Source organism: Ruegeria sp. HKCCA4008, assembly GCF_013033125.1.
In the GTDB taxonomy this organism is placed as follows: Bacteria; Pseudomonadota; Alphaproteobacteria; order Rhodobacterales; family Rhodobacteraceae; genus Ruegeria.
The window spans coordinates 142,152-168,980 of sequence record NZ_WQDM01000008.1; the positions used below are offsets into that span (position 1 = coordinate 142,152).

Sequence of the window (26,829 nt, forward strand, 5' to 3'; positions counted from 1 at the left end):
ACCGGCTGCAACCCGGTTCAGGCGCTGATCTGTTCCATCGCGGTGGATTTCGAGGGAAATTCGGATTGCGTAAACCGCACGATTGTCGCACCGTTATGAACCGGTGTGACGGTGCAATCCACGGTAATGCCGGTTCTCATCTGGATTTCGGCTGTCCATTCGGCGCGGTTTTCCCGCATTTCGACAAAATCCCGCACTTCACCCAAAACCGGCGTCGCAATACAGAGATCTTGCCAGCGTCGCGTGACATCGGTGACCGTTTCGCTTTGGAACCCGACCTCGTGCGCGTCTCCCCACAGCTTCTGATATGCATAGTTGGTGAAGGCCAGCGTACCGTCATCCGCAAAGACGGCAATCGCATCCGCCAGTTTGTCCAGGATGGACTGCATCAGATCCATTTCTGATCGAAAGCGCCGCGTCAGGGTGATTTCGGCGGTGATATCCTCGAATAGAAACGCCACTGCGCCGTCCGGGTGAGGGCGGCCGCTGACGGAATAAACCGACCCGGATGGAAGCGACCACGTCTCGTGATAGTTTCCATCTTCAGCCGCTTCGAGAAGGTCGTTCATCTGACGCCGCCAGCTGCGGTAATTCTTCGGTTCGGGCATCATGTGTTGATCCCGCAAGTGGTCGAAGAAACTGCTCAGGCTGGGGCGGCAACTGAGGAAATCGGGCGGCAAGGTGGTCAGGTCGATCAAGGCCGGGTTGAACAGGGCCAATTGCCGATTGCGGTCAAAAATGGCGAGACCAATGGACAATTGGGCAAAGGTCTTGGTCATGGTCTGCACGAATTTGCGCTGGGCGGTTTCCGCCTCGACAATCGCGTTGACGTCAACGGCATAGCATAGATGACCGTTCTCGTGTTCGATCCGAGTCAAATCGAACCAAAGCTTGCGATCAGTATCTGCCACATCCACCGACACGCGGGTTTTTCCGGTCGGTCTTGTGGCACCCTCCGGGCTTTCAAAAAGCGGCGCAGTCAGATCGGCGTCCTGATCACGTGCCTTTTGAACAAGTGCGACATAGGCTGCATTGCACCATTGCACCCGATTGTCGTTATCCGCCAACCATACCGGGTAAGGGGCCAGATCCATTGCCAGACGAGTCGGTTCGCCTGGGGTAACCGACCCGGCCGAGGTGGTCCTGGCGCATTCGCAAAGTCGAACGCGGACGATACCGTCGATCCACTCACACACGACTTCTCGTTCAACCGTGCAGTCAATGGCCGATACCAGGATTTTGCCCTGATCGCGCACTTTGTCGGGAGTTTCGGGAAAGGTTGGGAAATCCCTTTGCAACAAGCGCCGCAGGTCCAGCCAGTTTTCAATATGCTCAAACCCGGCGAGTGCGAAATCAGAATGGCTGATCAGTTGGTCGCCATCGAACAGGAATACGGCATCAAACAGCGAGGTGTTCGAAAACAGACCAAAAGCCTTGTCGCGCTGAGCCCGGCGTGGCAACAGCCACAGAACGGCGAAACAGCACGAAACAGGACTGATCGCGGCCAGAATAATCCAATCGGCCATCAAATTCCCCAAGCCTGAACGATACAAGCACAGACTATGCGTGGGATTGGTTAACGGTCTCTTAATTCACACCTGGATGCGCGTGTTGGATCCCGACGGGACCGGGGTGTCACCCTTCTGTGCATCAATCAGTTTGCGTGGCCAGGTCACCTTGACGATTGCCCCGCGCCGTTCAGGATTGTCGGTCAGATGCTGGTAGGGGTCCGAACCATTGGCGAATTCCAGTTCGGCGCCGCTGCGTTCCAGCAGGGTTTTGGCGATGAACAATCCCAGGCCCATCCCTTCGTATTCCGGGCGCGATCTCTGATCGGATTCTGCCCGTCTTCGGCGCATAAAGGGATCGCCGATGCGTCCGATCATGTGGGGCGGATATCCCCGCCCGTCATCCATGATGCTGACGGTGATCCTGCCATCGGTCCATTCGGCCTCGACCCAGACATTTGCGCGGGCGAAATCCACGGCATTCTGAATCAGGTTGCGCAAACCGTGAATGATCTCGGGTTTGCGCAGGATCGAGGGCTGCTGAACATCCCCGTCCTGCGCGGGGCCTTCAGAGAAATGAACCTCTTTGCCGCGACCGACATGTGGTTCGGCCGCTTCGTTCACCACTGTCGAAAGCGGTGCCTGCCGCAGATGCAGATCATCTTTGCCCGCCCGCCCCATGTCGCGCAGAATGTCACGGCAACGGTCTGCCTGCTCGCGGATCAAAGCAGCGTCTTCTTTCAGGTCCGGGCGGTCGTCCAGTTCTTCGATCAGTTCCGCGCTGGTCAGTTTTATCGTCGCCAGAGGCGTGCCCAGTTCATGCGCGGCAGCGGCAACGACGCCCCCCAGATCGGTCAGCTTCTGTTCGCGCGCCAGCGCCATATGCGTGGCGGCCAGCGCCTCGGACATGGATTGGACCTCGGAACTGACGCGGTGGGAATAGGCGCCGATGAAGACGATGGCGATGATGATCGCGGCCCAGTTTCCAAACAGAAGGATATCGGGGATATCCAGAACAAGCCCCAGACTTGTCCGCAACGGAAGGTGAAATTCCGCCAGCACAGTTGTCAGAACGATTGCGACGGCGCCGACAATCAGGGTTGATCGAGTGCTCATGACATTGGCTGAAATCGTGACCGGGCCCAGCAGAAGCAGCGCAAACGGGTTGTTCAGCCCGCCGGTCAAATAGAGCAGAATTGACAATTGCAGCAGGTCGAACAGAACCATCAGGAAGTTTTCGAACTCGGTCAGGCGCTTGTTCTGCGGAAACAGCAATATGGCGGTCAGGTTGCCCATGACCGAGATTCCGATGGCCAGGTAACACAGGCCCAGTTCCAGCTGCACGTCATAATATCGCTGGGCCACCGTGATTGCGGTGAGCTGGCCGATGATCGCCACCCATCGCAAAAGGATCAGGGTCCGAAGCCGAATCCAGCTGCTGCGTTCCTGGCCGCGCCAAAAAGTCTGATTGGATTCTGCCATCGGTCGCTTATGTCCTGTTGCATCGGCTGGTCATCTTGATAGGTGTCCCGGCCGGAACGATCAACAATCCCTTGCGACCGGATAATCGAAATGGCCCGCCTACTGTACGCAATTCTCGCAACCTTTGCTCTGGTTTTCGGACTTGGGGCCATGTGGATTCTGACGCGGGGCGGCGGGTCCGATGACAAGTTCGCACAATGCCGGTCCAGCCAGATCGCCGGGGGTGCCGCCGCAATCGGTGGACCATTTGAACTGGTGAACGGCAAAGGCGAGACGGTTACGGACAAAGATGTGATTACCGAACCGACGCTGGTTTACTTCGGATACACGTTCTGCCCGGACGTTTGCCCCTTCGACATGTCCCGCAACGCCGACGCTGTCGATATTCTGGCCGAACGCGGGCTGTCGGTGACGCCTCTGTTCATCTCGATTGACCCGGATCGCGATACGCCCGAAGTCATGGCTGACTATGCTTTCAATCTCGGGGGCAAGACGATCGCCCTGACCGGCTCGCCCGAACAGGTCAAGGCGGCCAGCAAGGCCTACAAGACCTATTACAAGGCGCATGACAAAGGCGACGAATTCTATCTGGTTGACCATTCCACCTTTACCTATCTGGTTACACCCGAAGATGGATTTCTGGAATTCTTCAAGCGCGAAGACACGGCCGAACAGATGGCGGACAAGGTTGAATGCTTCCTGGAACAGGCCGCGTCGTAACAAGGTTGTTTGACCTTTGTTCCCGCGCTGCTATTACTCATGTTCGAGCCAAAGGCATGAAATAGCGAAAGACCTAACATATGGCAGATACTTCTCAGCTTGACATCGGCCCTGACAAATCCCTGCTTTTGGTTGATGATGACGAGCCGTTTCTGAGACGTTTGGCCAAGGCCATGGAAAAGCGTGGCTTCGAGGTTGAGACCGCAGGATCCGTCGCGGCAGGGTGCGCGATATCCACCGCCCGGCCCCCGGCTTATGCCGTCGTCGATCTGCGGCTTGAGGATGGCAACGGATTGGACGTTGTCGAGGTATTGCGGGAAAAACGCCCTGACAGCCGTGTTGTTGTTCTGACCGGATATGGTGCGATCGCGACCGCCGTCGCGGCTGTCAAGATCGGCGCGACCGACTATCTGTCAAAGCCAGCCGATGCCACCGACATCACGAACGCATTGCTTGCAAAGGGTGACGAGATGCCCCCGCCGCCGGAAAACCCCATGAGCGCGGACCGTGTGCGCTGGGAACATATCCAGCGCGTCTATGAGCTGTGTGACCGGAATGTTTCCGAAACCGCGCGACGGTTGAATATGCATCGGCGGACGTTGCAGCGGATACTGGCGAAACGCAGCCCGCGTTAGGCCGGCCGGCCGCTCGATGACGGTTTAGTGACTTGTAACCTTGGACCCTGTCGAGGACTGTTCGCCACATCTGGAATCTTTTGTCAGAACAGGACCACTTTATGATCGGATATGTAACCGTTGGCGTTTCGGACATGGCGCGCGCCAAGGACTTCTATACCAAACTTTTCGCGGACAAGGGCGCGAAAGTGGTTATAGACGCAGGCCGGATCGCGTTCATCGGCAACAAACCCGACGCGCCGATGCTGGCAGTGTGTGAGCCTTACGACGGTGATGCCTGCGCCGCCGGAAATGGCAACATGGTCGCCTTTGCAGCCGACTCCAAGGATGAGGTCAAGGAACTTTATGACAAGGCAATCAGCCTGGGTGCGGTGGACGAAGGCGAACCTGGTCAACGCGTCCCCGACAGGTTCTATGGTGCCTATGTGCGTGACCCGGATGGCAACAAACTGTGCTTCTACGTCTTTGGCTGAAACAGGGTGAACACAAACCCGGCCCAAGTTTCAGACTGGTCTGCAAGCAGCGGTGCTGACCGTGCCCATTCAGCACCTTCAGGGTGAGCAGGAGATTTCTGCGCAGAGCTGCCGCGCCAGCTGACGATATCCGATTGCGTTGGGATGCAGCCCGTCCGATGTCCAGTCGGCGGTGTTCTCGGCGAACCCGTCCGGCGGGGTCAGAAACGTGCAGTTCGCCATATCCTGACAGGCCTGTTGTGCAGCCGAATTGAAGGCCGTTCGAAACGCCTCTTGTTCCGCGGTCCAGTTTGCACCGGTGACGGGCAACACAGCACGCCAGATCAACCTGTCGGCGGGCATGAACAGGGCCTTCAACTGTGCGACATACTCTGCAATCTTCTCTGGCGGTGTGGCGGTCAGAGCGTCATTGACCCCGATTCCCAGATACCATGTCGGAACATGGACAATCAGTTCCGGTTTTGCCCGTGCGATCAGGCCCGGGGTGGTGTCGCGGCTGATCCCAAGATTCAGCGAGTTGGGCAGGATGTTGCTGGTCAACCACCCTTCGATAATGGAATCGCCGATGAAAGCGATCTGAATATCCGGTGAGGCGAGCGCCTGAGAAGTCGGCCGCTCGTGCAGCCAGACCATGAGCTTGTAGTGATCGGTTTCCGTGACCGGGACATGTGTGCCCGAGATTTTTCTGAGCGCCTTCGAGACATACCCGGTTTCGACCAACGCTGCCGCAAGACCAACAGTCAGCAGGACGTTGACGACAAGCAAAACTCGGGTTCCGGTCTTTGTTTTCATCTTTCTTCCCCCCGTCCCACTCACGCATTTGGACAGCGTCTCTCAGATCTGAGCGATCAATTCTGCGTGCCGCGCTGAAAAAGCGTGCCGCACCTCGACCGGGGGGCGCAGCCTGATTTGTAAACCCGCCACGATCCCCCTGTCCGGGCGGCCAAAGAATTTTGTGGCTTCGGCCTCGGAAAACCCGGCAATCTGTGTCGCCTCCATCCAGGCGCTGATCTTGTCGGCCTTCTTGATCTGGCGCTTCACCGTTTTTGGGACCTCAGCCGGTAGTCCAAACCGTATGTGGATTGCTGCCGCCAGCCGGTCGTCCAACGCGCCATAGTCTGGGCCGACGGCGGATTTCACGGGCGAGATCATATCGCCGATCACATATTCGGGCGCGTCATGTAACAGGGCCGCCAAACGCCATTTCATGGGTGCTTTGGGGGCAATACGGCCAAAAATCTCTTCAACCAGCAGGGAATGTTCGGCCACGGAATAAGCGAAATCGCCGTTTGTCTGACCGTTCCAACGAGCGACAAAGGCAAGGCCGTGTGCGATGTCTTCAATCTCGATATCCACCGGTGTCGGGTCCAGCAGGTCCAGCCTGCGGCCCGACAGCATCCTTTGCCACGCTCTGGGTTGTGTTGCCATTCTGCCATGCCTTGTGAAGTTGGACACGTTCAATTCGCGTTTTTATGGTATGATGTACCTGTCTGGATCACACGCTGCCAACATTTTCTTGAGCGTTCGTGCTTTGAAACGGCGCGGTAAGATCCCGACATTGAAGACTGAGGGGGGTGCATTCTCCTCCCAGTGTGCCCCTCTCGAACTGAAACACGTATCGAAAGGAGCACCCTATGTTCAAACGTTTATTCGCAATCGCACTGACCTTCGGAATGGCCGCTACCGCGCCACCTGTCTTTGCCCAGAATTGTGCGGCACGGGATCACATCATATCCAAATTGCAGGAGAACTATGCCGAAGAATTGGCCTTTGGCGGCCTGCAAAAAACACGCGGCGCGCAAGCGGTGATGGAGGTTTGGACCTCGAAAGAAACGGGAAGTTATACCGTTTTGGTAACCAATGCGAACGGTATCAGTTGTATTGTTGCCGTTGGCACCGATTTTTTTGAAGCGATACCAAAGATCGAAATTGAAGGCACACCAAGCTGATATTGGCCATATCGTTTCCGATCACAGTCTTCAAAGTTGCCACCTGCCCCAAGGAATGCTAGGGGCAGCCAGGACTGTGAATTACCGGAAAATGGAGCACCTGATGGCCGGGGACTATATCGTTAAAGACATTTCATTGGCTGGCTTTGGCCGCAAAGAGCTGGACATAGCCGAAACCGAGATGCCGGGCCTGATGTCCCTGCGCGCGGAATACGGCGACAGCAAGCCGTTGAAAGGGGCGCGCATCGTCGGGTCGTTGCACATGACCATCCAGACGGGCGTTCTGATCGAAACGCTGGTGGCGCTGGGCGCGGATGTGCGCTGGGCGTCTTGCAACATCTTCTCGACCCAAGACCACGCCGCCGCCGCGATTGCCGAAGCGGGTATTCCCGTCTTCGCCGTCAAGGGCCAGACACTGGAAGAGCACTGGGATTATCTGGACAAATCCTTCCTGTTCGAAGATGGCCCGAACATGATCCTGGATGATGGCGGCGACGCAACGCTGTACATCCTGCTGGGTGCCCGTGCCGAAGCGGGCGAGGACATCATCCCTGTTCCGGGTTCGGAAGAGGAAGAGGTGATCAAGAAGCAGATCGCCAAGCGCATGGCGGCAAGCCCGGGCTGGTTCACAAAGATGCGTGACCAGATCAAGGGCGTTTCCGAGGAAACCACCACCGGAGTGAACCGCCTGTATCAGCTGGTGAAAGACGGCCACCTGCCGTTCCCTGCGATCAACGTGAACGACTCTGTCACCAAGTCGAAATTCGACAACAAATACGGCTGTAAGGAATCGCTGGTCGACGGCATCCGCCGCGCCACTGATACCATGATGGCCGGTAAGGTTGCCGTGGTTTGTGGTTATGGTGACGTGGGCAAAGGCTCGGCCGCGTCGCTGCGCGGTGCCGGTGCCCGTGTGAAAGTGACCGAAGTTGACCCGATCTGTGCCCTGCAGGCCGCGATGGACGGGTTCGAGGTCACCCTGCTGGAAGACGAAGTCGCCAGCGCCGATATCTTCATCACAACCACCGGCAACAAGGACGTGATCCGCATCGAGCATATGCGCGAGATGAAGGACATGGCCATCGTCGGCAACATCGGCCACTTCGACAACGAAATTCAGGTGGCCAGCCTGAAGAACCACAAATGGACCAACATCAAGGAACAGGTGGACATGATCGAGATGCCTTCGGGCAACCGCATCATCCTGCTGTCCGAAGGCCGTCTGCTGAACTTGGGCAACGCCACCGGGCACCCGTCCTTCGTGATGTCGGCCTCGTTCACCAACCAGGTTCTGGCCCAGATTGAGCTGTTCACCAAGGGTGACCAGTACGAGAACAAGGTCTACATCCTGCCCAAGCATCTGGATGAGAAAGTGGCTCGCCTGCATCTGGATCGCATCGGCGTGAAGCTGACCCAGATGGATGCGGATCAGGCCGCTTACATCGGTGTCAAACCGGAAGGTCCGTACAAGCCGGAACACTACCGCTACTGATCGCCGTCTGGGTATGACGCAGAAATCTGGGCGCCGCCGGTATTTGTACCTGGCGGCGTCTTTCTTTTTCAGGCTGGCGGTTGTTGTGATCCTTTTGGGCGGTGGTGTCTGGTGGGTGTTGGCGCATCCCGAAACGCCGATACCGTCACACTGGAACCCGTTGCGTGATCTGAAGGTAACCGCCCCGATTACACCCGTCACCAAGCTCCAACTGAACCGCGCACTGGCCAGCGAAGCACAGTGTCGGGCCGCTCTGGAAGACGCGGGTGTTCGGTTTGAGGCGATGGCGGACCTGGTTGTCGATCAGAACTGCGGCATCGCCGGTCGGGGTCGTCTGACCAAATTGGTGACATCAGGGATCGAGGATGTTGAAACCAGTTGCGCCACCGCGCTGCGCCTGACCATGTGGGAACATCACGTCGTGCAGCCCGCCGCACGCGATCTGCTTGGGACCGACGTTTCCCGATTGCGCCACATCGGCAGTTACAATTGCCGCCCCATGCGCACCGCGCAGGGTGAAAACGGTGGGTGGAGCAGCCATGCCCGCGCGGATTCGATAGATATCGTCGGTGTGGATACCGTTGACGGTCGGACGCTGACCTTGTTGTCATACTGGCAGGGCTCGGGACCGGAAGGCGCCTTTTTTCGACGGATCTGGCACGAGGCCTGCGGTTGGTTTCGCGTGGTTCTTGGGCCCGATTTCAATCGTTTGCACGCGGATCATTTCCACTTGCAAGGCCCGGGGTGGGGCTATTGCCGCTAGGCTTTTCAGCAAGAAACGTGCAGGCTGCGACCAAGGGGGAGAAATCGTAAATTTTTTTCCTTTTGGAAAAGCCTGCGACGCGGCTAGTCTTTCGATCATCGGTAAAAGGTGCCGGGTAAACGGATCAAGGAGACTAGGATATGGGCAAGCGCGACGAGCTGATCGCCAAATACGCAGAAGACCTGAAAACCAAATGCGGGATGGACCCCGATATGGACCTGCTGACCAAGGTCACCATCGGTTGTGGTCCGGCGATCTATGACGCAGATGCGGCAACTGTCGCGGCCAGCCAGGATTCGGAACTGGAAACCGTCAAGAACAACTTCCTGATCAAAAAGCTGGGTCTGGCAGATGGCCCCGAACTGATGGAAGGGATCAACAAAGCCATGGAAACCTATGGCATGTCCGAGCGCAACAAGTACCGTGCCGTAGTCTATTATATTTTGACCAAGCATTTCGGAAAAGAATCCGTTTACAGCTGACCCGGTCGAAACCTACCAAGCGCCCGCCGAGATTTTGGCGGGCGTATTTTATTTGAGTTTCAATTTAACGACTTGGCGTTTGAAACCAAGGCTGTGGTTGCGCTAAGTTCAACCTGTGACCAGGACGGTCAGAACCAGATATTTCCATACGCGTGTGGTGAGTAGGGAGCACGCGGGGGTAGGGAAGGTTCTGTATCGTCAGAGCCTTCCCTCGTTTCTTATCTGAGTTCGCCAAGAATACGCGCAATGAAATTGTCGAATTCCGTGGGCCTTGGGTCCGAATTCCTGGATGACGCGCCACCGCTGCCTGCCAGGTAGACTTCTATCCGCCCCGGACGGGTCTTGCTGCCCGAATTCGTGAAATCCCTCAATATTCCGTCAAGAGCATCAGCCGCCAGCGCCGCGTTTTCAGCGTCGCTTGGATGATAGAAACGAACCTGTGTTTCTCTGACACGAAAACCCACGCGGTCTGTTGATACAACAGTCGCGCGGCCCTGTGTAAGCAGTTCCAAAGCCCGGCTGCTGGCGTCTTGTGACACTCTCAAGGGAACAAAAAGCGAGACTTCCAGATCAATGGGGGATTGTGCGGGCGAAAGCGGTTTTACCTCTGCATAAGACGGGGCCGCAGATAAAGTGATCTCTTGCAGAACAGGGTCCAAAACCATCAAGGATGTCTGCGAAAAGCTGTCTTTGTTCGACCGGTTGGTGTGGCGCCACGGCGGTTCAGCAGAAGCTGGATACAAGGTTTGAACATCCGCAGAAGAAGCGGTGGCCAAGATGGGTTCGAGCTGTGGCGGAATGAATATGGCTGGCGGAGACACAGACACGGCCGGTTCCGCTTCTGGGGTTGGGGGTCTTGGTTCCACCCTGTTTTGGTCATCCGCAACCGAAATGTCTTCGGCAGGAACGGGTGAGGTCACGACCGCCTCAATCGCGACGCTCTGGTCGAGAGGTGCGCCTGTGATCGCATCCTCGACCTCTTCGATGATTGCCGGGTTGGAAACGGGTGCGACCTGCGAAGATGCTGGATCGGCGGGGTCCTCGGCTGCTTGTGTGTCTCGTGGGGCCGGTGACTCAGCGATTCCGACGGTGGGGGCTCTGTCTGAAAGCAGCTCCTCGATTTCAGGAAGAGTTTCCGTCGCCGCATCCAGGCTGGCTGGGGGCGTTCCACCGGTAGAGCGCCAAGTTCCGGCAATATGTGTGACCGCCCATTGCAGGAACGCGCCGCAAACCAAGGCGGCCAGAATAATTCCTGCTCTAACCAAGGGTTTTTTCCTGGTTTTTGGGTCTTCCAAATGCAGGGAACGGACCCGGTCTGATACGATCTCTTCGATTTTGGTTTCGTCTGGCCGGGGCAGGTGCTCTGTCTCGGAAGGTTTCAGGGCGGGTTTTTCCTGCGCTTCACCATGCGCTCCGCTGAGCACTCTGGCACGCTTTTCACGCGCCTCTTTCAGGCGCGCTTCCCAGTTTTTTGAGTTCTTCGCAGCAACGGCGTCTTCGAATATCCCATTGCCGCCTTCGTCGTCAGACATGGGTTTTTGCTTTCAAGAAAGACCGATCTTTACTCGAACACCACCAAGCAATTTCAATCGCGGAAAAACGCGACCGACATGTTCTCACCCGGCAAAGCCCAAGGAAAGATAGCATCTTGCCGGGGGTTTGAGAAGTTCTGCGCCCGGTGCCACTTTCCTGTTCAATCAGGCTGGGTTTCACCCAGCATGCAAATCACCCGCCATTCATCCTCGGTCACGGGTTGCACCGACAAGCGAGAGTTCTTCACCAGCACCATGTTGGCCAGACGCTCGTCCGCCTTGATCTGGTCCAGCGTTACGGGTTTGGAAAAGGGCCGCACGGCCTTGATGTCCACACACTCCCACCGTTCGTCATCGGTGGTGCTGTCGGGATGGGCCTCGGCACAGACCTCGACAATGCCAACAACGGACTTGTCCTTTTGCGAATGGTAGAAGAACCCCCGGTCCCCAACCTTCATCTGACGCATGAAATTGCGCGCCTGATAATTGCGCACACCGTCCCATTCCTCGCACGCGTCGCCCTTTGCGACTTGCTGATCCCAACTCCAGGTCGACGGCTCTGATTTAAATAACCAATAGGCCATCAACCGATCACCTTTTTCCACGGGATCAGCTCAACCGATTGGAACAATCCTGCCTTTGCGTAAGGGTCGCCATCGGCCCACGATTGTGCGGCGGCCAGGTCCTCCACATCGAGAATTATCAATGAGCCGATCATGGCGTCACCGTTCAGCAACGGTCCGGCCTGTGACACGACGCCGGTTTCTTCGATATAGGCCAGGTGGGCCGAGCGGTTGTCCAATCGGGTTTGCAACGCGTCGGGTTTGTCACGAGCGATGAGGGCGATCAGCATGTTATTCCTCCTTGAGGGGTCGATTTAGCAGGTTTTGAATGGCCTCGGTGACACTGTAGGCGCCATGGCTCAGGTCCGCCACCGTGGCGCTGATGGGCATATCCAGCCCTTCCTTGGCGGCAATGTCCGACATGGCACGGGCAGTGGCGACGCCTTCGACCGTTGTTTGGCTGTCAAAGGGCTGATTCAGACCCAAACTAAGGCCAAAACGATAGTTTCGGGACAGCTCGGAAGAGCAGGTCAGCATAAGATCCCCCAACCCGGACAAGCCCATCAGGGTGTTGGCGCGCGCGCCGCGCATCGCGGCAAAGCGTTGCATCTCGGCAAATCCGCGGGTCATCAAGGCGGCCCGGGCGCTGTCACCCAGACCTGCGCCGATGGCCGCGCCGCAGCCAATGGCCATGACATTCTTCAGCGCACCGCCAAGTTCGGCGCCGATCGTGTCTGTGGTGCGGTAAAGGCGCAGGTTCGCCGTCGTCAGTTCGGCCTGAAGCGCCTTGCCAAGTTCCGTATCCTCGCAAGCCAGCGTCAGAGCGGTGGGCAGGCCATGGGCAATGTCATCTGCAAAACTGGGCCCGGTCAGCAGCGCGATGCGGGCGTCCGGGACGCCTTCTTTGATGACCGCGACAGGTCCAAGCCCCGAGGTCAGTTCAATTCCCTTGCAGCAGGCCACCAGAGTCTTGCCATTCAGGGTCGGGGCGTGATCCTGCAAAGCGCTGCGCAATTTCTGCATTGGCACAGCCAACAGAAGCGTGTCAGCCCTGAGCGCCTCCGCGATGTCCGCAGTCACGGTGATGTCCCCGGGCAAGGTTATGTTGGGCAGCCGGGTTGCATTTTCGCGCGTCTCGCGCATCTGCTGCGCCTGATCGGCGTTTCTTGACCACAGTGTCACTGGCCCATTGCCTGCCAGCGAGATTGCCAGAGCCGTGCCAAACGCACCGGAGCCCAGGACGGATACGCTCATGCCTTGGCCCCTTTCTTGCCGCCGCCCAGCATGGCCGGGCTGTGTTGATCCAGAGGCCAGCGAGGGCGGGCGGTCAGGTCCAGCCCATCCCGCGCGCCGGTACGAAAGCGTTCCAGGCCAGCATAGGCAATCATCGCCGCATTGTCCGTGCACAACGCCAACGGGGGCGCGGTGAAACTGGTGTTTTTTTCAGCACAAACAGACTCTAATGCGGACCGAATGGCCGAGTTTGCGGCAACCCCTCCGGCAACGGCAATCACGGGTTCAGACGGAGAGGTTTCCAGATACAGATCAATCGCGCGCCGGGTTTTTTCGGCCAACGTGTCCACAATCGCCTGCTGGAATCCAGCGCACAGATCTGCGCGGTCCTGGCGCGTCAAGCCACCCTTTTCGGCCACGATCTGGTCGCGCATCCGCATCAAGGCCGTTTTCAATCCCGAAAAGGACAGATCGCAACCGGGCCGGTCCAGAAGCGGCCTGGGAAACTGAAAGCGTTTGGGATCACCGGCGCGCGCCTCGGCTTCGACGGAAGGGCCACCTGGTTGCGGCAGACCCAGAAGGCGGGCGGTTTTGTCGAAGGCCTCGCCCGGCGCATCGTCGATGGTGCCGCCTAGGCGGGTAAAATGTTCGGGCCCGTGGGCGATCAGGAACTGGCAGTGGCCGCCGGACACCAGAAGCATCAGGTAGGGGAAGGCAATGTTGTCCGTCAGTCGGGGTGTCAACGCGTGACCGGCAAGGTGATTGACACCCACCAGCGGCAGACCGGTTGCCGCACTGATCCCCTTGGCGCACATGACGCCCGACATGACCCCTCCGATCAGACCGGGCCCGGCGGTGACGGCAACGGCGTCCACGTCTTTCAGGGAAAGACCAGCCGTGTCCAGCGCTTGCAGAACGCAGACATCCAGCTTTTCCGCATGCGCCCGGGCTGCGATCTCGGGTACGACGCCACCAAAAGGACTGTGCAGTTCGGTTTGGCCATGTACCACGGATGACAGGATTTCGGCTTTGGCGCCCGTCGTTTTACGCACGATGGCCGCGGCGGTATCGTCGCAGCTGCTTTCCAATCCCAGTACGGTAAGTGTTTGCACCATCACCCTGATCCGTTGCATCATGATCTAACGGCGGGGTATCACCCTGCGCGGATGCAAACAATCCTGAAGGGCCAAGGGGCCGCACGTTGTATTTGTTGATGACCCGCCCGCGCGCCGCCTCTGAACGGTTCGTCGCGCAGCTGCCGACCCGCACCAAATCCCGGGTTCAGGTCATCTATTCTCCGATCATGGAAATCCGGCCTCTGCCGGTCGAGGTTGAGACCGAGGGTGTGCAGGGATTGATTTTCACGTCGGCCAATGCGGTGAACGCGGCGGCCCTGAAAGGTGTGGACCGCAACCTGCCCGCTTTCTGCGTCGGGCCGACAACGACCAGCACAGCGAAGGGTTGCGGCTGGCAGGCCGAAATGGTCGGGGCCACGGCGGAAGAACTGGTGGGACATCTGCTCAAGCGGAGGCCCAAAAGCCCGCTGTTGCATTTGAGGGGTGAGAACACGCGCGGCAATGTTGCCGGTCGACTGACCGAATCCGGCCTGACCGTGGGGGAACTGCCAGTCTACCAGCAACTGCTGTTGCCGCTAACATCCGAAGCGACCCGGGTGGCGGATCTGGATTCGCCGGTGATCACACCGCTTTTTTCGCCAAGAACGGCGCGACATTTTGCCGATATTTGGACCGGATCCGCGCCTTTGTGGTTGGCCGCAATCAGTCAGGCTACGGCGGATCCCCTTTATTCATTGGACTATGCGCGCCTGAAGATCGCAAAGAAGCCGACACCAAAGAAAATGCGTAAGGCTGTCAAAAAGCTTGTGAAACATGCGTTGCGGGTTGAGGGTGGCGCGGTCCCCGATTAACTTGACTAGGGCTGTTATTCATCTGAATTTGGATTCGATAAGGGGAATATTGCGGTGGCTGGTAAGAAAAAGTCCGAAGAAAAGCCGGTGGAAACCCCCAAGGCAGATGACGTCGTCGAACCCGAACTGCAACAGGACGATACACCTGTTGACCCGACTGAGACCGTAGAAGAAGAACTTTCCGAAGCCGAAGCCGAAGCCGAAGCCGAAGCCGAAGCCGAAGCCGAAGCCGAAGCCGAAGCATCGATTGAAGATGTTGCACCGGCCGAAGAAAAAGTGGTCGAGCGTGTCGTTGAAAAGCGTGGCGGATTTGTTCCCGCATTGCTGGGCGGTGCCATCGCTGCCGCCGTCGGGTTTGCGCTGGGCAATGGCGGGCTGTTGTCAACTGGCTCGGACAGCTCGGATACCTTGGCGGCGTTGGAATCCAAACTGGCAGACCAGTCCGACCAGATTGCCAAGCTGTCTCAAGCGCTTGCAAACAGTCCGGATGTTGCTGGTCTGACGGATCAGGTCAAAGCGCTGTCCGACAAATTGACGCCCGTGGAAAGTGACCTGAGTGCGATCAAATCCACTGTGGATACGCTGTCAGGCCAGATCGGACCATTGTCAGACCGCATCGCGACGCTTGAGAAAACCCCGATCGAATCCAGCGTATCGCCCGAATCCATGGCCGCCTTCGAAGCTGAGCTGAAGAAGCTTCAGGACTCGCTGGCCTCGCAACGGGCCGAGGTTGAAAAAATGGTTTCCGACGCGCAGGCGCTGGAGGCGAAAGCATCAGCCGATGCGCAAGCCGCGGCCAATGCCGCCGTTCTGTCGCGTTTACATGGGCAATTGGATGCGGGTCAGCCCTATTCCGATCTGGTTGCAGAACTGAAGGCAGGCGGTGTGGATGTACCGGATGACCTGTCCGAGGCGGCTGAGAAGGGTGTTGAAACACTCTCTTCTCTGCGCGACAGTTTCGCGCCTGCGGCCCGAACCGCGCTGGCCGCAGCCCGTGAAGCCGACAAGGGCACCGGCCTGATCGCATTCCTGCAACGTCAAACGGGCGCGCGCTCGGTCACGCCCCAGGAAGGTGATGGGCCAGATGCCATCCTGTCACGGGCACAGGCTGCGCTTGCGGACGGAGACCTGGCCAAAGCCTTGAGCGAATTGAAATCACTTCCCGAAGCGGCACAGGCTGCAATGGCCGATTGGGAACAGGCGGCCCAAACACGGGTCGCCGCCGTCGATGCGGCGAATACACTGGCTTCCAGCCTGAACTCGAACTGAAGGACCTGCCATGCTGTGGTCACTGTTTAAGATCCTCGTTTTTGTTGCGATTATCGGCCTGTTGGCGTTGGGCGGTCACTTCCTGATGCAAACCAGTGGCGGGGTTCAGATCACCGTCGCGGGCACGGAATTCACGCTGGGGCCGCTTCAGTCAGTGATCGCGCTGGCTGTGTTGGTTTTTGCGGTCTGGCTGTTTTTCAAGTTGCTCAGCCTGCTGATCGCAACGCTGAAATTCCTGAACGGTGACGAAACGGCCCTGTCTCGGTATTTTGACCGCAATCGCCAGCAAAAGGGATACCAGGCGCTGGCTGATGGTCTGTTGGCGCTGGCCTCGGGCGAAGGGCGCGTGGCAATGACCAAAGCCAGCAAGGCCGAGAAACTGCTGAACAAGCCCGAGCTTACCGACCTGCTGGTGGCACAGGCCGCCGAGATGACCGGGGATACGAAAAAGGCATCGGATACTTATAAAAAACTGGTGACCAACAGCGCCACCCGTTTCGTCGGCGTGCGCGGGATCATGAAGCAGAAGCTGGCCGAAGGTGATGATGAAACGGCCCGCAAACTGGCCGAGAAGGCCTTGGCGATCAAACCACGTCATGAAGAAACGCAAGACGTGCTGCTGAACCTGCAAACCAAGGCGCAGGATTGGGCCGGTGCCCGTTCGACCCTGACGGCCAAGCTGAAAGCCGGGTATTTGCCGCGCGATGTCTTCAAACGGCGTGACGCGGTTCTGGCCTTGTCCGAAGCCAAGGGAATTCTGGACGAAGGTGCGACGGTCGAACAGCAGGAACGCGCGATTGAAGCCAATCGCCTGTCGCCTGATCTGGTGCCAGCCGCTGCCATGGCGGCCCGCGCGTATATCGCCAAAGGCAAACCCCGGGCCGCAACCAAGATTCTGAAAAAAGCATGGGAGGCGCAGCCGCATCCGGATCTGGCCCATGCCTTTGCCGACATCATGCCGGATGAAACCCCCGACCAACGGATCAAGCGGTTCACCGCGCTGACCCGGATTCACCCCGAGAACATGGAAACGCGTCTGATACTGGCCGAATTGAACATCGTGGCCGAGGACTTCCCCGAAGCCCGCCGTGCGCTGGGCGATGTGGTCGAAACGCAGGGTGATGCGCGCGCCTATACGTTGATGGCCGCTATCGAGCGGGGCGAGGGGGCCTCGGACGCCATTGTGCAAGGCTGGTTGGCCAAGGCGCTGAATGCGCCGCGTGGTCCGCAATGGGTGTGCACCAATTGCCATGATATCCAACCTGAATGGGGACCGGTCTGCCAGAACTGCGGCAGCTTCGACACGCTCAGCTGGCAGACACCACAAACACCCGAAATCGCAAGCGCGACCGGCGTACATATGTTGCCTTTGATCGTCGGTGCGCTCGAAGATCAATCCGAAGAGCCTGAAGTCATGGAGCCCGCGGACGAAGATGAAGTGGTCGAAATGACACCAGAGGTGGCAGAGGTGGCAGAGGACGCCGAGGTTCAAAAGCAGGCCTGAGCCCTGCAACGCCCGTTTTTGCCTGCTTACACTCATTGAGATTGATGCGACGCCGCGCTTTTTGGTGAAGCCAAACCTGACGCCAGTGGTCCGAAGGGTCGTGCTTTTTCGTCTCTCTCAGCGGCTTGTCGACGCGTTGGCGGCCTGTTGCATTTACAGGCTGTGTCGGCCGCTTTCTCCGCAAAGCAGCCGTTCAAAAAAAGGCGCAGTTAACGTCCGAGATGCGGTCAAAACGGCCGTTCGCGTTCTTCGTCGCGAAGTACACAGTCAATGCAAAGCGGACGTTTAACTGGTGTCTATTTTCCAGCAGTTTTGGGATGAAGTCGGCATCTGAATTCTGTCTCAGTTTTTTGGTAAGTACCGATCCAACAGAGCGTCGACCAAACCTTCCTGAAGTTGGTAACCGGTTGCTTCGTCCACTCGCAAAATGTCTTCCAGAATAATAAGTTGTTCCATGCCCGTCGTCATGGACAATCGCTTTGCCAGGTCGTCAATTTCCTTCGGCTTCATCAATGGCTGAACTGGTGCAAGTGCTTCCGAAAAAGCCGCCACTCTTCTGGCGCCACGCATTTTGACAGTTCCATCTTCAAGTGATGCCTTGAGTGATTCAGCAAGAAACTGCCGGAAGTGCGCCTCATGAACCCGAGAAAAATCCAGATAGTAGCGCGCAACGGCGTGTACGCGGCTCCTGACGTTATTCAGCCCCTCGAGAAGTTCTGAAGTTGGAGTAACTTCAAGATCGAGCGTCGCATCCAAAGCCAAGACACTTGGGTCAGAAAAGTAACGATAGACCGTCGCACGGCTGGTTTTGGCACGCTCAGCGACTTTTGCCAGCGTGACTTCTTTGCCTTCCGACATCAAGTCACGTGCAGCTGAAAGAAGTGCTTCTCGTGTTCGGTTAATTTGATTTGTACGCGACGCCAATACCAAGCCTTTTATGATACACTTGTCTCATTAGTAGATATATGTATCATAAGGGCAGTGTGTTTCAAGTAAAGGGAGTTGAAGTAATGGCTGAACCTCGTCCGCGAATTTATCATCTTCTAGGAAACCTTCTGACTTTTCACGCCTTTCCCAGTGAGACCGGAGATCGTTGCACAATCGTTGAGATAAAGACGGCGCCGGGTGCCGGTGCGCCACCCAATCATCATGCTGGCGAAGACGAGAGCTTCTATGTGCTCGACGGTGAATTCGAGTTCTTTGTGAATGGTGAGACAATCAGCGCAAAAAGTGGCGACTTCGTCAAAGTTCCAGACGGCGCAGTGCACGCCTTTACATGTACTGGGGAACAGCCTGGCCGGCTACTTTGCATAAACGCCCCTGGCGCGATGCATGACACTTTCTTTACTGAAGCTGGCGAAGCAATGCCTGATGGTACGACAGACATTCCGGCGCCAGATGGACCGCCAGACATTCCGGCAATCATGGCCGTAGCAGACCGAGCAGGAATGACGATCTTGGTGCCTGCAGAAGTTCCCAGTTAACGAACGCGCCTGCATAATTCCGGGTTGAGAGACGGAAGTATTGGACTGAAAACTTTGCTATAGACCCTATCTGGTAGCACTAGCTCAATCCCAAGCCAGCATTCACGATGAGACCTTGCGATTGTGGATAGCGGACATTCGCTGCGCTGTCCAAAAATGTCTTCTATGTGAACCAGAGCAATCGTTTACGCATAGGCGTGATAGCGGCTTAGATTGTCTGCTATCTGTGCTTGGTCAAGTTCGTTTTGGCGTGAGAACGCTCAACTCAGCATTCTTTCCGAAACGTCCTCAAGAAGGGTATGAAGATCGAAATCTTCGCCTTTCTCAGCAAGCCCTTTGTCATGCAGAATGAAGGACAGACCGTGCACGAAACTCCACAACAAAAAACCACGGCGGCGAACTTCGTCTGTGATTCCCGGTTCACCGAGACATTTTGCTACCTCAGTCAAAAGAATCCCGAAACTTTGCTGGCCACCTTCCTCCAACCGGGGATCCGCGATGCGATCTGTGAAGCCGCCAAATTTCAGTCTGAATATCCCAGGCTCATTTAACGCGAAGGCAACATACTCCATCCCGATGGCAGTAATGCGCTCGGGAGATCCTTCGGGAACGCCTTCCAGTGCGGCAAGCATTTTGTCTCGGTGCCGATCCATTCCTTCCAGAACAGTGGCGACCAACATTTCTGTCTTGTCTTTGAAGTGTTTGTAAGGTGCCGCGGTTGAAACGCCCGCGCGTCTGCACGCCTCGGATACAGAAAAACTGTCGGGTCCTTTTTCTTCAACCAACTGTCGGGTTGCTTCGATCAGTGCAGCGCGGAGATCGCCGTGATGATAGGCTTTCTTGCCCACCGATTGACCGGTCGCCCGGCTGATTGTTGAGTGACTTTTTTCTATGCTGGTCATGATCCAACATGTGCCAGATCACGTAGCCCTTGTCAAAGTGAGAACTTCTAACATATGTTAGAGATGCTAACTTGATGAGGTCCGCAAATGCCAAGTCCCGCGAAATACTTTACTGAAAAGACCAAGCCGAGCCTCTTTTTGCGAGTTTTACGCGGTACCGTGCGTGTCGGGGTGACCGTTAGCTTCATAGGTGTTGCAGCGGCCGCAGTTTACTTCGGTGCATCGGAGCTGACGCGCAGAGCAGATGCTGTACCGGCGCCAGATGCCGCTGCTGTAACCCCGGTCTCCGCCACACCAATCACGTCCGAAAGCGCCTACACAGTCGACCGTGTATTCATCGGTCAGGTCGAGCCTCAGCGTTCGGCAGATATCTCTTTCGAGTTGAATGGGACGCTTGATCAAATTCTGGTGGATGAGGGTGACGAGGTTGCTAAGGGCCAACTTCTCGCAACGTTGGACGTAGCTCTGTTGGAGGTTGAACGCGACCGACTGACGGCATCTCGTGATGCCATTGCAGCCCAGCTTTCATTTGCCGAGAAAACGGTCGAGCGAAACGCGAAACTCATCGAACAAGGCTTTACCAGTCAAGCTCGCTTAGATGAGGCAGTTTCCCGACAAGATGAATTGTTGTCTAGAATTGGGGAACTGGATGCAGCGATGCGGGACGTAACCGTTCGGATCGAGAAATCCAGCATTGAGGCTCCGTTTTCTGGTCAAATAACCGCGCGACACGTGGACGGCGGTGAAACCCTGCGATCGGGTGAACTGGTTCTGGGTATGGTCGAGGTCGTGTCGCCGCAGGTTCGAATTGGTATCCCACTCGACGTTGACCCGGCGCTTCTGACAGATGTTGAAATCGAGATCGCTGGTCAAAGCTATCGGGCTAACCTTGCAACCTTGCGGCCCGACATTGATCCGGTAACCCGCACCAGAACCGCACTTTTCGATCTGAGGAACGCGCCGGACGTTGCCTTCGGGCAGACCGCTCGTGTGCATGTAATTGATCCCGTACAGAGTGCGGGAACCTGGGTGCCCACGACATCCTTGAAAGAAGGTACGCGTGGGCAATGGACACTTCTGGTTGCTGACGCGCAGAAGATTGTGCGCCTGGCGACGGTCGAAGTTCTGCATGCTGAAGATGACCGTGTCTTTGTGCGTGGCACGTTTCCAGAGGGAACCGTCCTGATCGACCAAGGGCCGCAGCGTGTAACCGTTGGTCAGCGTGTCGCCTTCAACACTGGCGAGTAACGGAGCGATCTGATGGAAACCCTTACCTTTCGCCACCCCCGGCTGGTTGCCCTCATCATTTTGGTACTTGTATCTGCAGGTCTGTCTTCGTTCCTGTCGCTGGGACGGCAGGAAGACCCAACGATTACCAACCTCTTCGCAACTGTGACGACGCAGTTCCCTGGTGCAGACCCTGAACGGGTCGAAGCGTTGGTTACCGCAGAAATCGAAGAAGAGCTTCGGAAAATTGCCGAGGTGGATGAAATCAGCTCTGTATCCCGGTCGGGCGTATCGGTCGTTTCGGTAGAGTTGCTGGAGACGCTGGATGAAGCAACCATTGAGCAGGTTTGGGCCGAAGCTCGGGATGCCGTTGAAGATGCTCGACAGAACTTTCCGAGTGGAGTGTTGCCGCCGGAATTCGATGCCGAGGGTATTTCTGCCTATTCTGCTGTCATTGCCGTTGCGGCCGAGGATCCGGACTTCCCGTTAACTTTGCTGTCGCGGCATGCCGAAGCTCTGGGTGACAGGCTGCGCGCGATACCCTCTACGCGAGCCGTGGACTATTTCGGTCAGCCGGAAGAAGAAGTGCTCGTAAATGTCGATATGGACAAGGCCGCTGCGCTTGGGCTCAGCACTGCCGAGATCTCCCAGCGGATTGCAGAAGCAGATGGGAAGGTTCAATCCGGGCGGTTGCAGTCCGATGTCGACCTGACAATAGGCATAAGCGGAGAAATTGAGACTTTGGACCGCATTCGAAGCATCGTCCTGCGAGAAAATGCAGACGGTGCCGTGGTGCAGCTCGGAGATATTGCCAGCGTAGACCGGGGTGCGCGCAAACCACAGCCCTCAATCGCGTTTGCCAACGGAAAGCCCTCGGTTTTGATAGGAGTTCTGGCGCAGGACGGGGTACAGATCGACCGTTGGACAGGCTTTCTTCGGGATGAGCTTGAGGCCGGCGCCGCATCGGTACCTTTGGGCATGCAGGAAATACTGCTGTTTGATCAAAGCCAGTACACGACGGATCGTTTGTCAGAGGTTGGGATCAACATGGCCATTGGCGTGGCTCTGGTCGTGGCAGTTTTGTTTGTTACGTTGGGGGTTCGGGCAGCTGCGATTGTGGCTTTGGTATTGCCGGCTGTTTCATTGGCAACTCTGGCGACTATGAACATGATTGGATTGCCAATTCATCAGATGTCCGTGACGGGCCTGATTGTTGCCCTCGGTCTGCTCGTTGACGCAGCCATCGTTATGACCGATGAAATTCGGCGTCGTCTGCAGGATGGGATGGATCGGCTTTCAGCCGTACGAGATGCTGTTCGCCGGTTGGTCGCACCTTTGCTGGCATCGACTGTCACAACGGCGCTTGCTTTCACACCGATGATCTTGCTGCCGGGACCCGCCGGCGACTTTGTGGGTGCCATCGCGATCGCTGTGGTGCTTATGCTTGTCTGGTCCCTGGTTGTGGCGTTGACGGTGACTCCGGCGATTGCTGGTTGGTTGCTGTCCGATCGCCCAGACGCAGGAATGCTGAGTCGCGGCATCAGCATCCCGCCGCTTGCCCGCTTGTTCGAGGCCTCAATCCGATTGTCCGTTGCCAATCCGGTGCGATCCATCGCCTTGGCACTGGTCTTGCCCGTGCTTGGCTTCGCGGCCTTTCCAACGCTGACCGCGCAATTCTTCCCGGGCGTCGACCGAAACCAGTTCTATATCGAGGTCGACATGCCGGGTGGAACATCAATTTCCACCACCGAAGCGACCGCGCGCCAGATTGACGAAATGCTACTGGCAGATGACGGTGTCAAGAGTGTCTACTGGACAGTTGGAGAGTCCGGCCCGGCATTCTACTACAACATCGTTGGCAACCGTTCGCGCGAGCCCGGTTTTGCACAGGCCATGATCACGACCGACACGGCCGACGATGCGGCCCGCCTTGTCGGATCGTTGCAGAGCCGTCTGGACACCGACTTTCCTGACGCGCAGATCATCGTACGCAATCTTGTTCAGGGTCCTCCGGTCGCCGCACCGGTTGAAATCAAAATTCAAGGGCAGGACATCTCGGTATTACGTAATCTGGGCGACGAGGTGCGTTCAGTCATGGCCAATCTCGATCTGGTGACGCAGGCGCGTGCCAGTGTGAACGGCGGCAACCCTCAAATCCGGTTCGAGATTGATGAGGTCAAAGCCCGTTTGCTGGGGCTGGACGTGGCGGATATAGCGGGTCAGCTGGACACGGCGCTTGTTGGCATCACCGGTGGGTCACTGATCGAAGGGACCGAGCAGTTGCCGGTGCGCGTACGTTTGGGTGACGAGGTGCGATCAGATCTAAGTGCGATTGTCAGTATGCCCATTCTACTGCCGAACGCTGCCGAAATATCCGCGACCGGAGTTTTCCCTGCTGTGCCGTTGTCAGAACTAGCCAGACCCATAATCGAACCAGCGGAAAGCGTCATAACCCGAACGGATGGCGTGCGAGAAAACACCATACAGGCGTTTATCGTACCCGGTGTTTTACCCGAAGAGGCTTTGCAGGACATATTGGAAGCGCTTGATGCGTCCGGGTTTGTGTTGCCGCAAGGCTATTCGATGTCCCTAGGCGGCGACAGTGATGCGCGATCCAATACCGTGGGAAATCTGCTCGCCTCTGTCGGGTTGATCGTCACACTCTCCATCGCGACTATCGTTCTGACCTTCAACTCGTTCCGGCTGACCCTTGTGACCTTGGTCGTGTGCGTGTTGTCTGCAGGCCTTTCACTGCTGTCGCTGGCCGTCATGCAGTTCCCGTTCGGAATAACGGCAATCATCGGGGTCATCGGCTCAATAGGAGTTTCGATCAACGCGGCGATCATTATTTTGACCGGGTTACAACAAGACCGAGAGGCCAGCCAGGGAGATCGCGCAGCCATGGCGCGCGTAGTTACTGGTTCCAGCCGTCACATTATTTCGACAACGGTCACGACCTTTGGCGGCTTCCTACCTCTGATCTTGGGTGGAGGTGCATTTTGGCCACCATTCGCCGTAGCAATCGCAGGCGGCGTTTTGTTGTCAACCGTTGTATCTTTCTACTTCACCCCTCCCGTGTTCGCTTTGGTGTATCGTAGAACATTCAACAAACAACGTCCGGCCAATAACCGCCATTCCGAACCACGTGAAGCCGTCGTCGCGCTTGTGGCAGAATGAGAATTGAGCCCAATTCACCTTGTGAGTTGGTGTGGTTCAAAGCCGTCGTTGTTCGAAGTAAGAATCAAGTTCTGCTGTGGATCGCACGCCGGGTTTTGCAATGTCTGGCTTCTGCGCGTTGCCGTCGTTAGCGCGGACTGCAGTACCCGGTAACTTTGGGGCCGGATCGGACATTTGCTCGACTGAGATGCACGGCTGCTTTGCAGTAATTCGTCAATGACCCGCTTGCGCCGGTTGTGCGGAGGATACGACTCATAATCGATTTGGGCTATCCGTCTCGTTGTAGATTGCGCAGCCTTGGCTTTGATCATTAGGACCATTGGAACGGGCGGAACAACCATAACTAAACCTAACAACTCAGCTGCAGTCAGCAGTCGATTCTGTCGAAGCTTGGAAGCTGCGCGATACCAACCAATACCTACAGATCTATCTGCGAAATGTCGGGAGATAAATCAGGGGGGTATTTTGATGCCCGCAAAGAAAATTTTTGTATTTCAACATCTTGCGGGGAGATATGGTGCCCATGAGAGGCATCCAAACTATATATCTTGGAGTACAAAGGAATACTCAGCTTTACCTAACCATATATAAAATATACGTTTATTTGTTTCATGCTATACCATTCTGTACCACCATACCCCATATCTAGGGGTGGATAGAAAGGTGGATGTAGAATGGCACGGCCAAAACACAAACTTTCCAGCGCTGAACTCAAGGCTAAAGCCCCAGGCAAGTATTCGGACGGGGGCGGTCTATGGTTTCACAAGCGGCCCGATGGCGGCGCGCAATGGTTTCTGCGCTACACCCTGTTCGGGCGGCGGCATGAAATGGGGCTTGGCAGCTTCCCGGCGGTTTCGTTGAAAGCAGCGCGGCAAGAAGCCGAGAAATGGCAGGCCGTGGTACGTGACGGTAAAGACGCCATCAAGGAGCGGGAACGCCAGAGCCGTGAAGCTCAACGCAATCTGAACATTCTGACCGATATCGCCAAGGACGCCTTTGACAGCCGCAAAGCCGAACTGAAAGGCGACGGAAAGGCCGGGCGGTGGTTCAGCCCCTTGGAACTGCACGTACTGCCAAAGCTGGGCAAAATGCCAGTATCGCAGATCGATCAGCGTGATATCCGAGACACCCTTGCCCCCATCTGGCACACCAAGGCCGATACGGCGCGCAAAGCCATGAACCGTCTGTCTATCTGTATGCGCCATGCGGCGGCGCTGGGCTTGGATGTGGATCTGCAAGCGACGGATAAGGCCAAGGCCCTACTGGGTAAGCAGCGGCACACGGCAACTCATATCCCGGCCCTACCGTGGCAAGAGGTGCCAGCATTCTATCAATCCTTGGATGGCGGCACGACCGCTGAACTGGCGCTGCGCCTTCTGATACTGACAGCGGTGCGCAGCTATCCCTTGCGTCACCTGCACTTGGACCAGATCGACGGCGATATCTGGACAATCCCCGCAGAGGCCATGAAGGGCCGCAAGGGCGCGACAAGTGATTTCCGAGTGCCGTTGTCGAAAGAAGCCCAAAGAGTAATTGCTGAGGCAACTCCGTTTGCGAGAGATGGCTTCCTATTCCCCGGTATCCGCAAGGGCGTGATATCGGACATGACCATGAGCAAGCTTATGGAGCGGCGCGGCATGGTGGAGCGTCCGCACGGGTTTCGATCCAGCTTCCGCGTTTGGGTTGCTGAGGCGACCAATACCCCGCACGATATTGCAGAGACGGCGCTGGGCCATGTTGTCGGCGGGGCTGTGGAGCGGAGTTATCGACGGACGGATTATCTTGAGCATCGAGCCAGTCTAATGGAACGATGGGCAAGGCTATTAAAGAAGTGAACTGATTAGTGTTGCAAAAATTCTCAGATATCCGCTTTGAGAAAAGCGATGACGGAACCTGGAAGATCAAAGGCACAGAAAAACTGACCAACTTCGAACTGGCCGTATTTCTTGTTAGCTTGCCTCTCTTCGTGATCAGCAAATCTCCAAGGAAATACAGTCACGAAGTAAATACGATTTTATTGAACATGCAGGCGGATGGGGTGCCGAGGCTGACCCCTAGACCCGGGGATATATCGCGGTTGGTAAACCTCGCTTTTGCAGGGGATCAAAGCGCCAGAACTTACTTGAAAAAAGTTGCAGCGGATCTTCTCTTGAAAAGCCAAAAACTACCTTCGGAACTTTCCAAGTTCGCTGCCGCTGAATTGAATGGACAACTACCGAAAAAGGGGCGTGGCCGAGGCAGGAACGCGAACATAGAGAGAGACTTTATTATTGCTAGAGCGGTGGAAGGCTTAGTTAGGCGTGGGCTTCCGCACAATGGAGGGCCAAATTCGGCATGCGCCTTGGTTGCGGAGGCATTGTTAGGGTTTGACGTTCTTTTGACTGAAGATGGTGTGAGAAAGGCAGTGGAACGAACTAAGGTGCCCAACAACGCCGCATTGTCAAAAGAAATTACAAATGCGCTGAAACGAATTGGCAAGAGTAGACAAAGTTAAAAAGCACCGGAAT

Annotated in this window: 26 protein-coding genes; 15 read left to right on the forward strand and 11 right to left on the reverse strand. The window is 56.7% G+C overall.

Annotated features, from left to right (window positions below):
• Window positions 1-17 precede the first annotated feature (17 nt).
• Together GOW60_RS16795 and regB are read right to left on the reverse strand one after the other, a co-directional pair.
• A complete protein-coding gene (locus tag GOW60_RS16795) occupies window positions 18-1,526 on the reverse strand; it encodes a PAS-domain containing protein (RefSeq protein ID WP_171230169.1) in 1,509 nt (502 codons plus the stop codon).
• Window positions 1,527-1,592: 66 nt separating this feature from the next.
• Window positions 1,593-2,990 (reverse strand): sensor histidine kinase RegB, encoded by a 1,398-nt coding sequence (gene regB / locus GOW60_RS16800; protein ID WP_171230170.1) that lies wholly within the window; start codon window positions 2,988-2,990, stop codon window positions 1,593-1,595.
• Window positions 2,991-3,080: 90 nt separating this feature from the next.
• On the opposite strand from regB, the gene GOW60_RS16805 reads away from it, so the two are divergent.
• The 3 genes from GOW60_RS16805 (at window position 3,081) to GOW60_RS16815 (ending at window position 4,818) form a co-directional block, all read left to right on the forward strand.
• Window positions 3,081-3,710 carry an SCO family protein gene (locus tag GOW60_RS16805; RefSeq protein WP_171230171.1) on the forward strand — a complete coding sequence of 210 codons (630 nt, stop codon included), beginning with the start codon at window positions 3,081-3,083 and terminating at the stop codon, window positions 3,708-3,710.
• Between the two features lie 80 nt (window positions 3,711-3,790).
• On the forward strand, window positions 3,791-4,345 hold the full coding sequence (locus tag GOW60_RS16810) for an ActR/PrrA/RegA family redox response regulator transcription factor (RefSeq protein WP_171230172.1): 555 nt from the start codon (window positions 3,791-3,793) through the stop codon (window positions 4,343-4,345).
• Window positions 4,346-4,446: 101 nt separating this feature from the next.
• Window positions 4,447-4,818 carry a VOC family protein gene (locus GOW60_RS16815; protein WP_171230173.1) on the forward strand — a complete coding sequence of 124 codons (372 nt, stop codon included), beginning with the start codon at window positions 4,447-4,449 and terminating at the stop codon, window positions 4,816-4,818.
• A 78-nt stretch (window positions 4,819-4,896) separates the two neighbouring features.
• Here GOW60_RS16815 and GOW60_RS16820 read toward each other — a convergent pair whose 3' ends face one another.
• Window positions 4,897-5,610 (reverse strand): GDSL-type esterase/lipase family protein, encoded by a 714-nt coding sequence (locus GOW60_RS16820; protein ID WP_171230174.1) that lies wholly within the window; start codon window positions 5,608-5,610, stop codon window positions 4,897-4,899.
• Window positions 5,611-5,652: 42 nt separating this feature from the next.
• Entirely contained in the window at window positions 5,653-6,246 is a 594-nt protein-coding gene (locus tag GOW60_RS16825) for an HD domain-containing protein (protein ID WP_171230175.1), read from the reverse strand.
• Between the two features lie 206 nt (window positions 6,247-6,452).
• Here GOW60_RS16825 and GOW60_RS16830 point away from each other — a divergent pair, with 206 nt between their 5' ends.
• The 4 genes from GOW60_RS16830 to GOW60_RS16845 all read left to right on the forward strand — a co-directional run bounded on the left by GOW60_RS16830 (window position 6,453) and on the right by GOW60_RS16845 (window position 9,504).
• Window positions 6,453-6,767, forward strand: a complete 315-nt coding sequence (locus GOW60_RS16830; RefSeq protein ID WP_171230176.1) for a hypothetical protein — start codon at window positions 6,453-6,455, stop codon at window positions 6,765-6,767.
• A 103-nt stretch (window positions 6,768-6,870) separates the two neighbouring features.
• Window positions 6,871-8,259 carry an adenosylhomocysteinase gene (ahcY, locus tag GOW60_RS16835; protein ID WP_171230177.1) on the forward strand — a complete coding sequence of 463 codons (1,389 nt, stop codon included), beginning with the start codon at window positions 6,871-6,873 and terminating at the stop codon, window positions 8,257-8,259.
• Window positions 8,260-8,272: 13 nt separating this feature from the next.
• A complete protein-coding gene (locus GOW60_RS16840) occupies window positions 8,273-9,022 on the forward strand; it encodes an extensin family protein (protein ID WP_171230178.1) in 750 nt (249 codons plus the stop codon).
• Window positions 9,023-9,162: 140 nt separating this feature from the next.
• Window positions 9,163-9,504 carry a DUF2853 family protein gene (locus GOW60_RS16845; protein WP_171171577.1) on the forward strand — a complete coding sequence of 114 codons (342 nt, stop codon included), beginning with the start codon at window positions 9,163-9,165 and terminating at the stop codon, window positions 9,502-9,504.
• A 218-nt stretch (window positions 9,505-9,722) separates the two neighbouring features.
• On the opposite strand, the gene GOW60_RS16850 is transcribed toward GOW60_RS16845, so the two are convergent.
• The 5 genes from GOW60_RS16850 to tsaD form a co-directional block, all read right to left on the reverse strand.
• Window positions 9,723-11,036, reverse strand: a complete 1,314-nt coding sequence (locus tag GOW60_RS16850; RefSeq protein WP_171230179.1) for a hypothetical protein — start codon at window positions 11,034-11,036, stop codon at window positions 9,723-9,725.
• A gap of 161 nt (window positions 11,037-11,197) precedes the next feature.
• Window positions 11,198-11,620 carry an EVE domain-containing protein gene (locus tag GOW60_RS16855; RefSeq protein WP_171230180.1) on the reverse strand — a complete coding sequence of 141 codons (423 nt, stop codon included), beginning with the start codon at window positions 11,618-11,620 and terminating at the stop codon, window positions 11,198-11,200.
• Window positions 11,620-11,889: a YciI family protein gene (locus GOW60_RS16860; RefSeq protein ID WP_171116638.1), complete on the reverse strand. Its 270-nt coding sequence runs from the start codon at window positions 11,887-11,889 to the stop codon at window positions 11,620-11,622. The genes GOW60_RS16855 and GOW60_RS16860 overlap by 1 nt, the downstream gene beginning before the upstream one ends.
• 1 nt (window position 11,890) lies before the next feature.
• The gene (locus GOW60_RS16865) at window positions 11,891-12,853 is read right to left on the reverse strand and encodes an NAD(P)H-dependent glycerol-3-phosphate dehydrogenase (protein WP_171230181.1); all 963 of its coding nucleotides are present in this window, start codon (window positions 12,851-12,853) and stop codon (window positions 11,891-11,893) included.
• Window positions 12,850-13,947, reverse strand: a complete 1,098-nt coding sequence (tsaD, locus tag GOW60_RS16870; RefSeq protein WP_171230230.1) for a tRNA (adenosine(37)-N6)-threonylcarbamoyltransferase complex transferase subunit TsaD — start codon at window positions 13,945-13,947, stop codon at window positions 12,850-12,852. The genes GOW60_RS16865 and tsaD overlap by 4 nt, the downstream gene beginning before the upstream one ends.
• Window positions 13,948-14,045: 98 nt before the next feature.
• Between tsaD and GOW60_RS16875 the strand changes: the two genes are divergently transcribed.
• The 3 genes from GOW60_RS16875 to GOW60_RS16885 are packed head-to-tail and all read left to right on the forward strand — an operon-like array spanning window position 14,046 to window position 17,532.
• Window positions 14,046-14,759 carry a uroporphyrinogen-III synthase gene (locus GOW60_RS16875; RefSeq protein WP_171230182.1) on the forward strand — a complete coding sequence of 238 codons (714 nt, stop codon included), beginning with the start codon at window positions 14,046-14,048 and terminating at the stop codon, window positions 14,757-14,759.
• Window positions 14,760-14,813: 54 nt separating this feature from the next.
• The gene (locus GOW60_RS16880) at window positions 14,814-16,028 is read left to right on the forward strand and encodes a COG4223 family protein (RefSeq protein WP_171230183.1); all 1,215 of its coding nucleotides are present in this window, start codon (window positions 14,814-14,816) and stop codon (window positions 16,026-16,028) included.
• 10 nt (window positions 16,029-16,038) lie between these two features.
• Window positions 16,039-17,532, forward strand: coding sequence for a heme biosynthesis protein HemY (locus GOW60_RS16885; protein WP_171230184.1), 1,494 nt, complete (start codon window positions 16,039-16,041; stop codon window positions 17,530-17,532).
• 342 nt (window positions 17,533-17,874) lie between these two features.
• Here the strand turns inward: GOW60_RS16885 and GOW60_RS16890 are convergent, their stop codons facing one another.
• The gene (locus GOW60_RS16890; RefSeq protein ID WP_367396963.1) at window positions 17,875-18,462 is read right to left on the reverse strand and encodes a TetR/AcrR family transcriptional regulator; all 588 of its coding nucleotides are present in this window, start codon (window positions 18,460-18,462) and stop codon (window positions 17,875-17,877) included.
• Window positions 18,463-18,542: 80 nt separating this feature from the next.
• Here GOW60_RS16890 and GOW60_RS16895 point away from each other — a divergent pair, with 80 nt between their 5' ends.
• Window positions 18,543-19,016 carry a cupin domain-containing protein gene (locus GOW60_RS16895; RefSeq protein WP_254443997.1) on the forward strand — a complete coding sequence of 158 codons (474 nt, stop codon included), beginning with the start codon at window positions 18,543-18,545 and terminating at the stop codon, window positions 19,014-19,016.
• A gap of 260 nt (window positions 19,017-19,276) precedes the next feature.
• Here GOW60_RS16895 and GOW60_RS16900 read toward each other — a convergent pair whose 3' ends face one another.
• The gene (locus tag GOW60_RS16900) at window positions 19,277-19,918 is read right to left on the reverse strand and encodes a TetR/AcrR family transcriptional regulator (RefSeq protein ID WP_171230186.1); all 642 of its coding nucleotides are present in this window, start codon (window positions 19,916-19,918) and stop codon (window positions 19,277-19,279) included.
• Window positions 19,919-20,056: 138 nt separating this feature from the next.
• Here GOW60_RS16900 and GOW60_RS16905 point away from each other — a divergent pair, with 138 nt between their 5' ends.
• The 4 genes from GOW60_RS16905 to GOW60_RS16920 all read left to right on the forward strand — a co-directional run bounded on the left by GOW60_RS16905 (window position 20,057) and on the right by GOW60_RS16920 (window position 26,816).
• On the forward strand, window positions 20,057-21,166 hold the full coding sequence (locus GOW60_RS16905) for an efflux RND transporter periplasmic adaptor subunit (RefSeq protein WP_171230187.1): 1,110 nt from the start codon (window positions 20,057-20,059) through the stop codon (window positions 21,164-21,166).
• 12 nt (window positions 21,167-21,178) lie between these two features.
• Window positions 21,179-24,322 (forward strand): efflux RND transporter permease subunit, encoded by a 3,144-nt coding sequence (locus GOW60_RS16910; RefSeq protein WP_171230188.1) that lies wholly within the window; start codon window positions 21,179-21,181, stop codon window positions 24,320-24,322.
• Between the two features lie 674 nt (window positions 24,323-24,996).
• On the forward strand, window positions 24,997-26,157 hold the full coding sequence (locus GOW60_RS16915) for a site-specific integrase (RefSeq protein WP_171230189.1): 1,161 nt from the start codon (window positions 24,997-24,999) through the stop codon (window positions 26,155-26,157).
• An 8-nt stretch (window positions 26,158-26,165) separates the two neighbouring features.
• Complete coding sequence (locus tag GOW60_RS16920; RefSeq protein WP_217355602.1) at window positions 26,166-26,816, forward strand: hypothetical protein; 651 nt, start codon at window positions 26,166-26,168, stop codon at window positions 26,814-26,816.
• Window positions 26,817-26,829: the final 13 nt, after the last annotated feature.

What these genes read in the sequence shown, in the direction of transcription:
- GOW60_RS16910 (WP_171230188.1), top strand. Translation starts at nt 21,179, where the DNA reads ATGGAAACCCTTACCTTTCGCCACCCCCGGCTGGTTGCCCTCATCATT.
- GOW60_RS16860 (WP_171116638.1), bottom strand. Translation starts at nt 11,889, where the DNA reads ATGCTGATCGCCCTCATCGCTCGTGACAAACCCGACGCGTTGCAAACC.
- GOW60_RS16830 (WP_171230176.1), top strand. Translation starts at nt 6,453, where the DNA reads ATGTTCAAACGTTTATTCGCAATCGCACTGACCTTCGGAATGGCCGCT.
- ahcY (WP_171230177.1), top strand. Translation starts at nt 6,871, where the DNA reads ATGGCCGGGGACTATATCGTTAAAGACATTTCATTGGCTGGCTTTGGC.
- GOW60_RS16820 (WP_171230174.1), bottom strand. Translation starts at nt 5,610, where the DNA reads ATGAAAACAAAGACCGGAACCCGAGTTTTGCTTGTCGTCAACGTCCTG.
- GOW60_RS16855 (WP_171230180.1), bottom strand. Translation starts at nt 11,620, where the DNA reads ATGGCCTATTGGTTATTTAAATCAGAGCCGTCGACCTGGAGTTGGGAT.
- GOW60_RS16810 (WP_171230172.1), top strand. Translation starts at nt 3,791, where the DNA reads ATGGCAGATACTTCTCAGCTTGACATCGGCCCTGACAAATCCCTGCTT.
- GOW60_RS16875 (WP_171230182.1), top strand. Translation starts at nt 14,046, where the DNA reads ATGACCCGCCCGCGCGCCGCCTCTGAACGGTTCGTCGCGCAGCTGCCG.
- GOW60_RS16805 (WP_171230171.1), top strand. Translation starts at nt 3,081, where the DNA reads ATGGCCCGCCTACTGTACGCAATTCTCGCAACCTTTGCTCTGGTTTTC.
- GOW60_RS16825 (WP_171230175.1), bottom strand. Translation starts at nt 6,246, where the DNA reads ATGGCAACACAACCCAGAGCGTGGCAAAGGATGCTGTCGGGCCGCAGG.
- GOW60_RS16795 (WP_171230169.1), bottom strand. Translation starts at nt 1,526, where the DNA reads ATGGCCGATTGGATTATTCTGGCCGCGATCAGTCCTGTTTCGTGCTGT.
- GOW60_RS16865 (WP_171230181.1), bottom strand. Translation starts at nt 12,853, where the DNA reads ATGAGCGTATCCGTCCTGGGCTCCGGTGCGTTTGGCACGGCTCTGGCA.
- regB (WP_171230170.1), bottom strand. Translation starts at nt 2,990, where the DNA reads ATGGCAGAATCCAATCAGACTTTTTGGCGCGGCCAGGAACGCAGCAGC.
- GOW60_RS16850 (WP_171230179.1), bottom strand. Translation starts at nt 11,036, where the DNA reads ATGTCTGACGACGAAGGCGGCAATGGGATATTCGAAGACGCCGTTGCT.
- GOW60_RS16840 (WP_171230178.1), top strand. Translation starts at nt 8,273, where the DNA reads ATGACGCAGAAATCTGGGCGCCGCCGGTATTTGTACCTGGCGGCGTCT.
- GOW60_RS16885 (WP_171230184.1), top strand. Translation starts at nt 16,039, where the DNA reads ATGCTGTGGTCACTGTTTAAGATCCTCGTTTTTGTTGCGATTATCGGC.
- tsaD (WP_171230230.1), bottom strand. Translation starts at nt 13,947, where the DNA reads ATGGTGCAAACACTTACCGTACTGGGATTGGAAAGCAGCTGCGACGAT.
- GOW60_RS16895 (WP_254443997.1), top strand. Translation starts at nt 18,543, where the DNA reads ATGGCTGAACCTCGTCCGCGAATTTATCATCTTCTAGGAAACCTTCTG.
- GOW60_RS16845 (WP_171171577.1), top strand. Translation starts at nt 9,163, where the DNA reads ATGGGCAAGCGCGACGAGCTGATCGCCAAATACGCAGAAGACCTGAAA.
- GOW60_RS16900 (WP_171230186.1), bottom strand. Translation starts at nt 19,918, where the DNA reads ATGACCAGCATAGAAAAAAGTCACTCAACAATCAGCCGGGCGACCGGT.
- GOW60_RS16815 (WP_171230173.1), top strand. Translation starts at nt 4,447, where the DNA reads ATGATCGGATATGTAACCGTTGGCGTTTCGGACATGGCGCGCGCCAAG.
- GOW60_RS16915 (WP_171230189.1), top strand. Translation starts at nt 24,997, where the DNA reads ATGGCACGGCCAAAACACAAACTTTCCAGCGCTGAACTCAAGGCTAAA.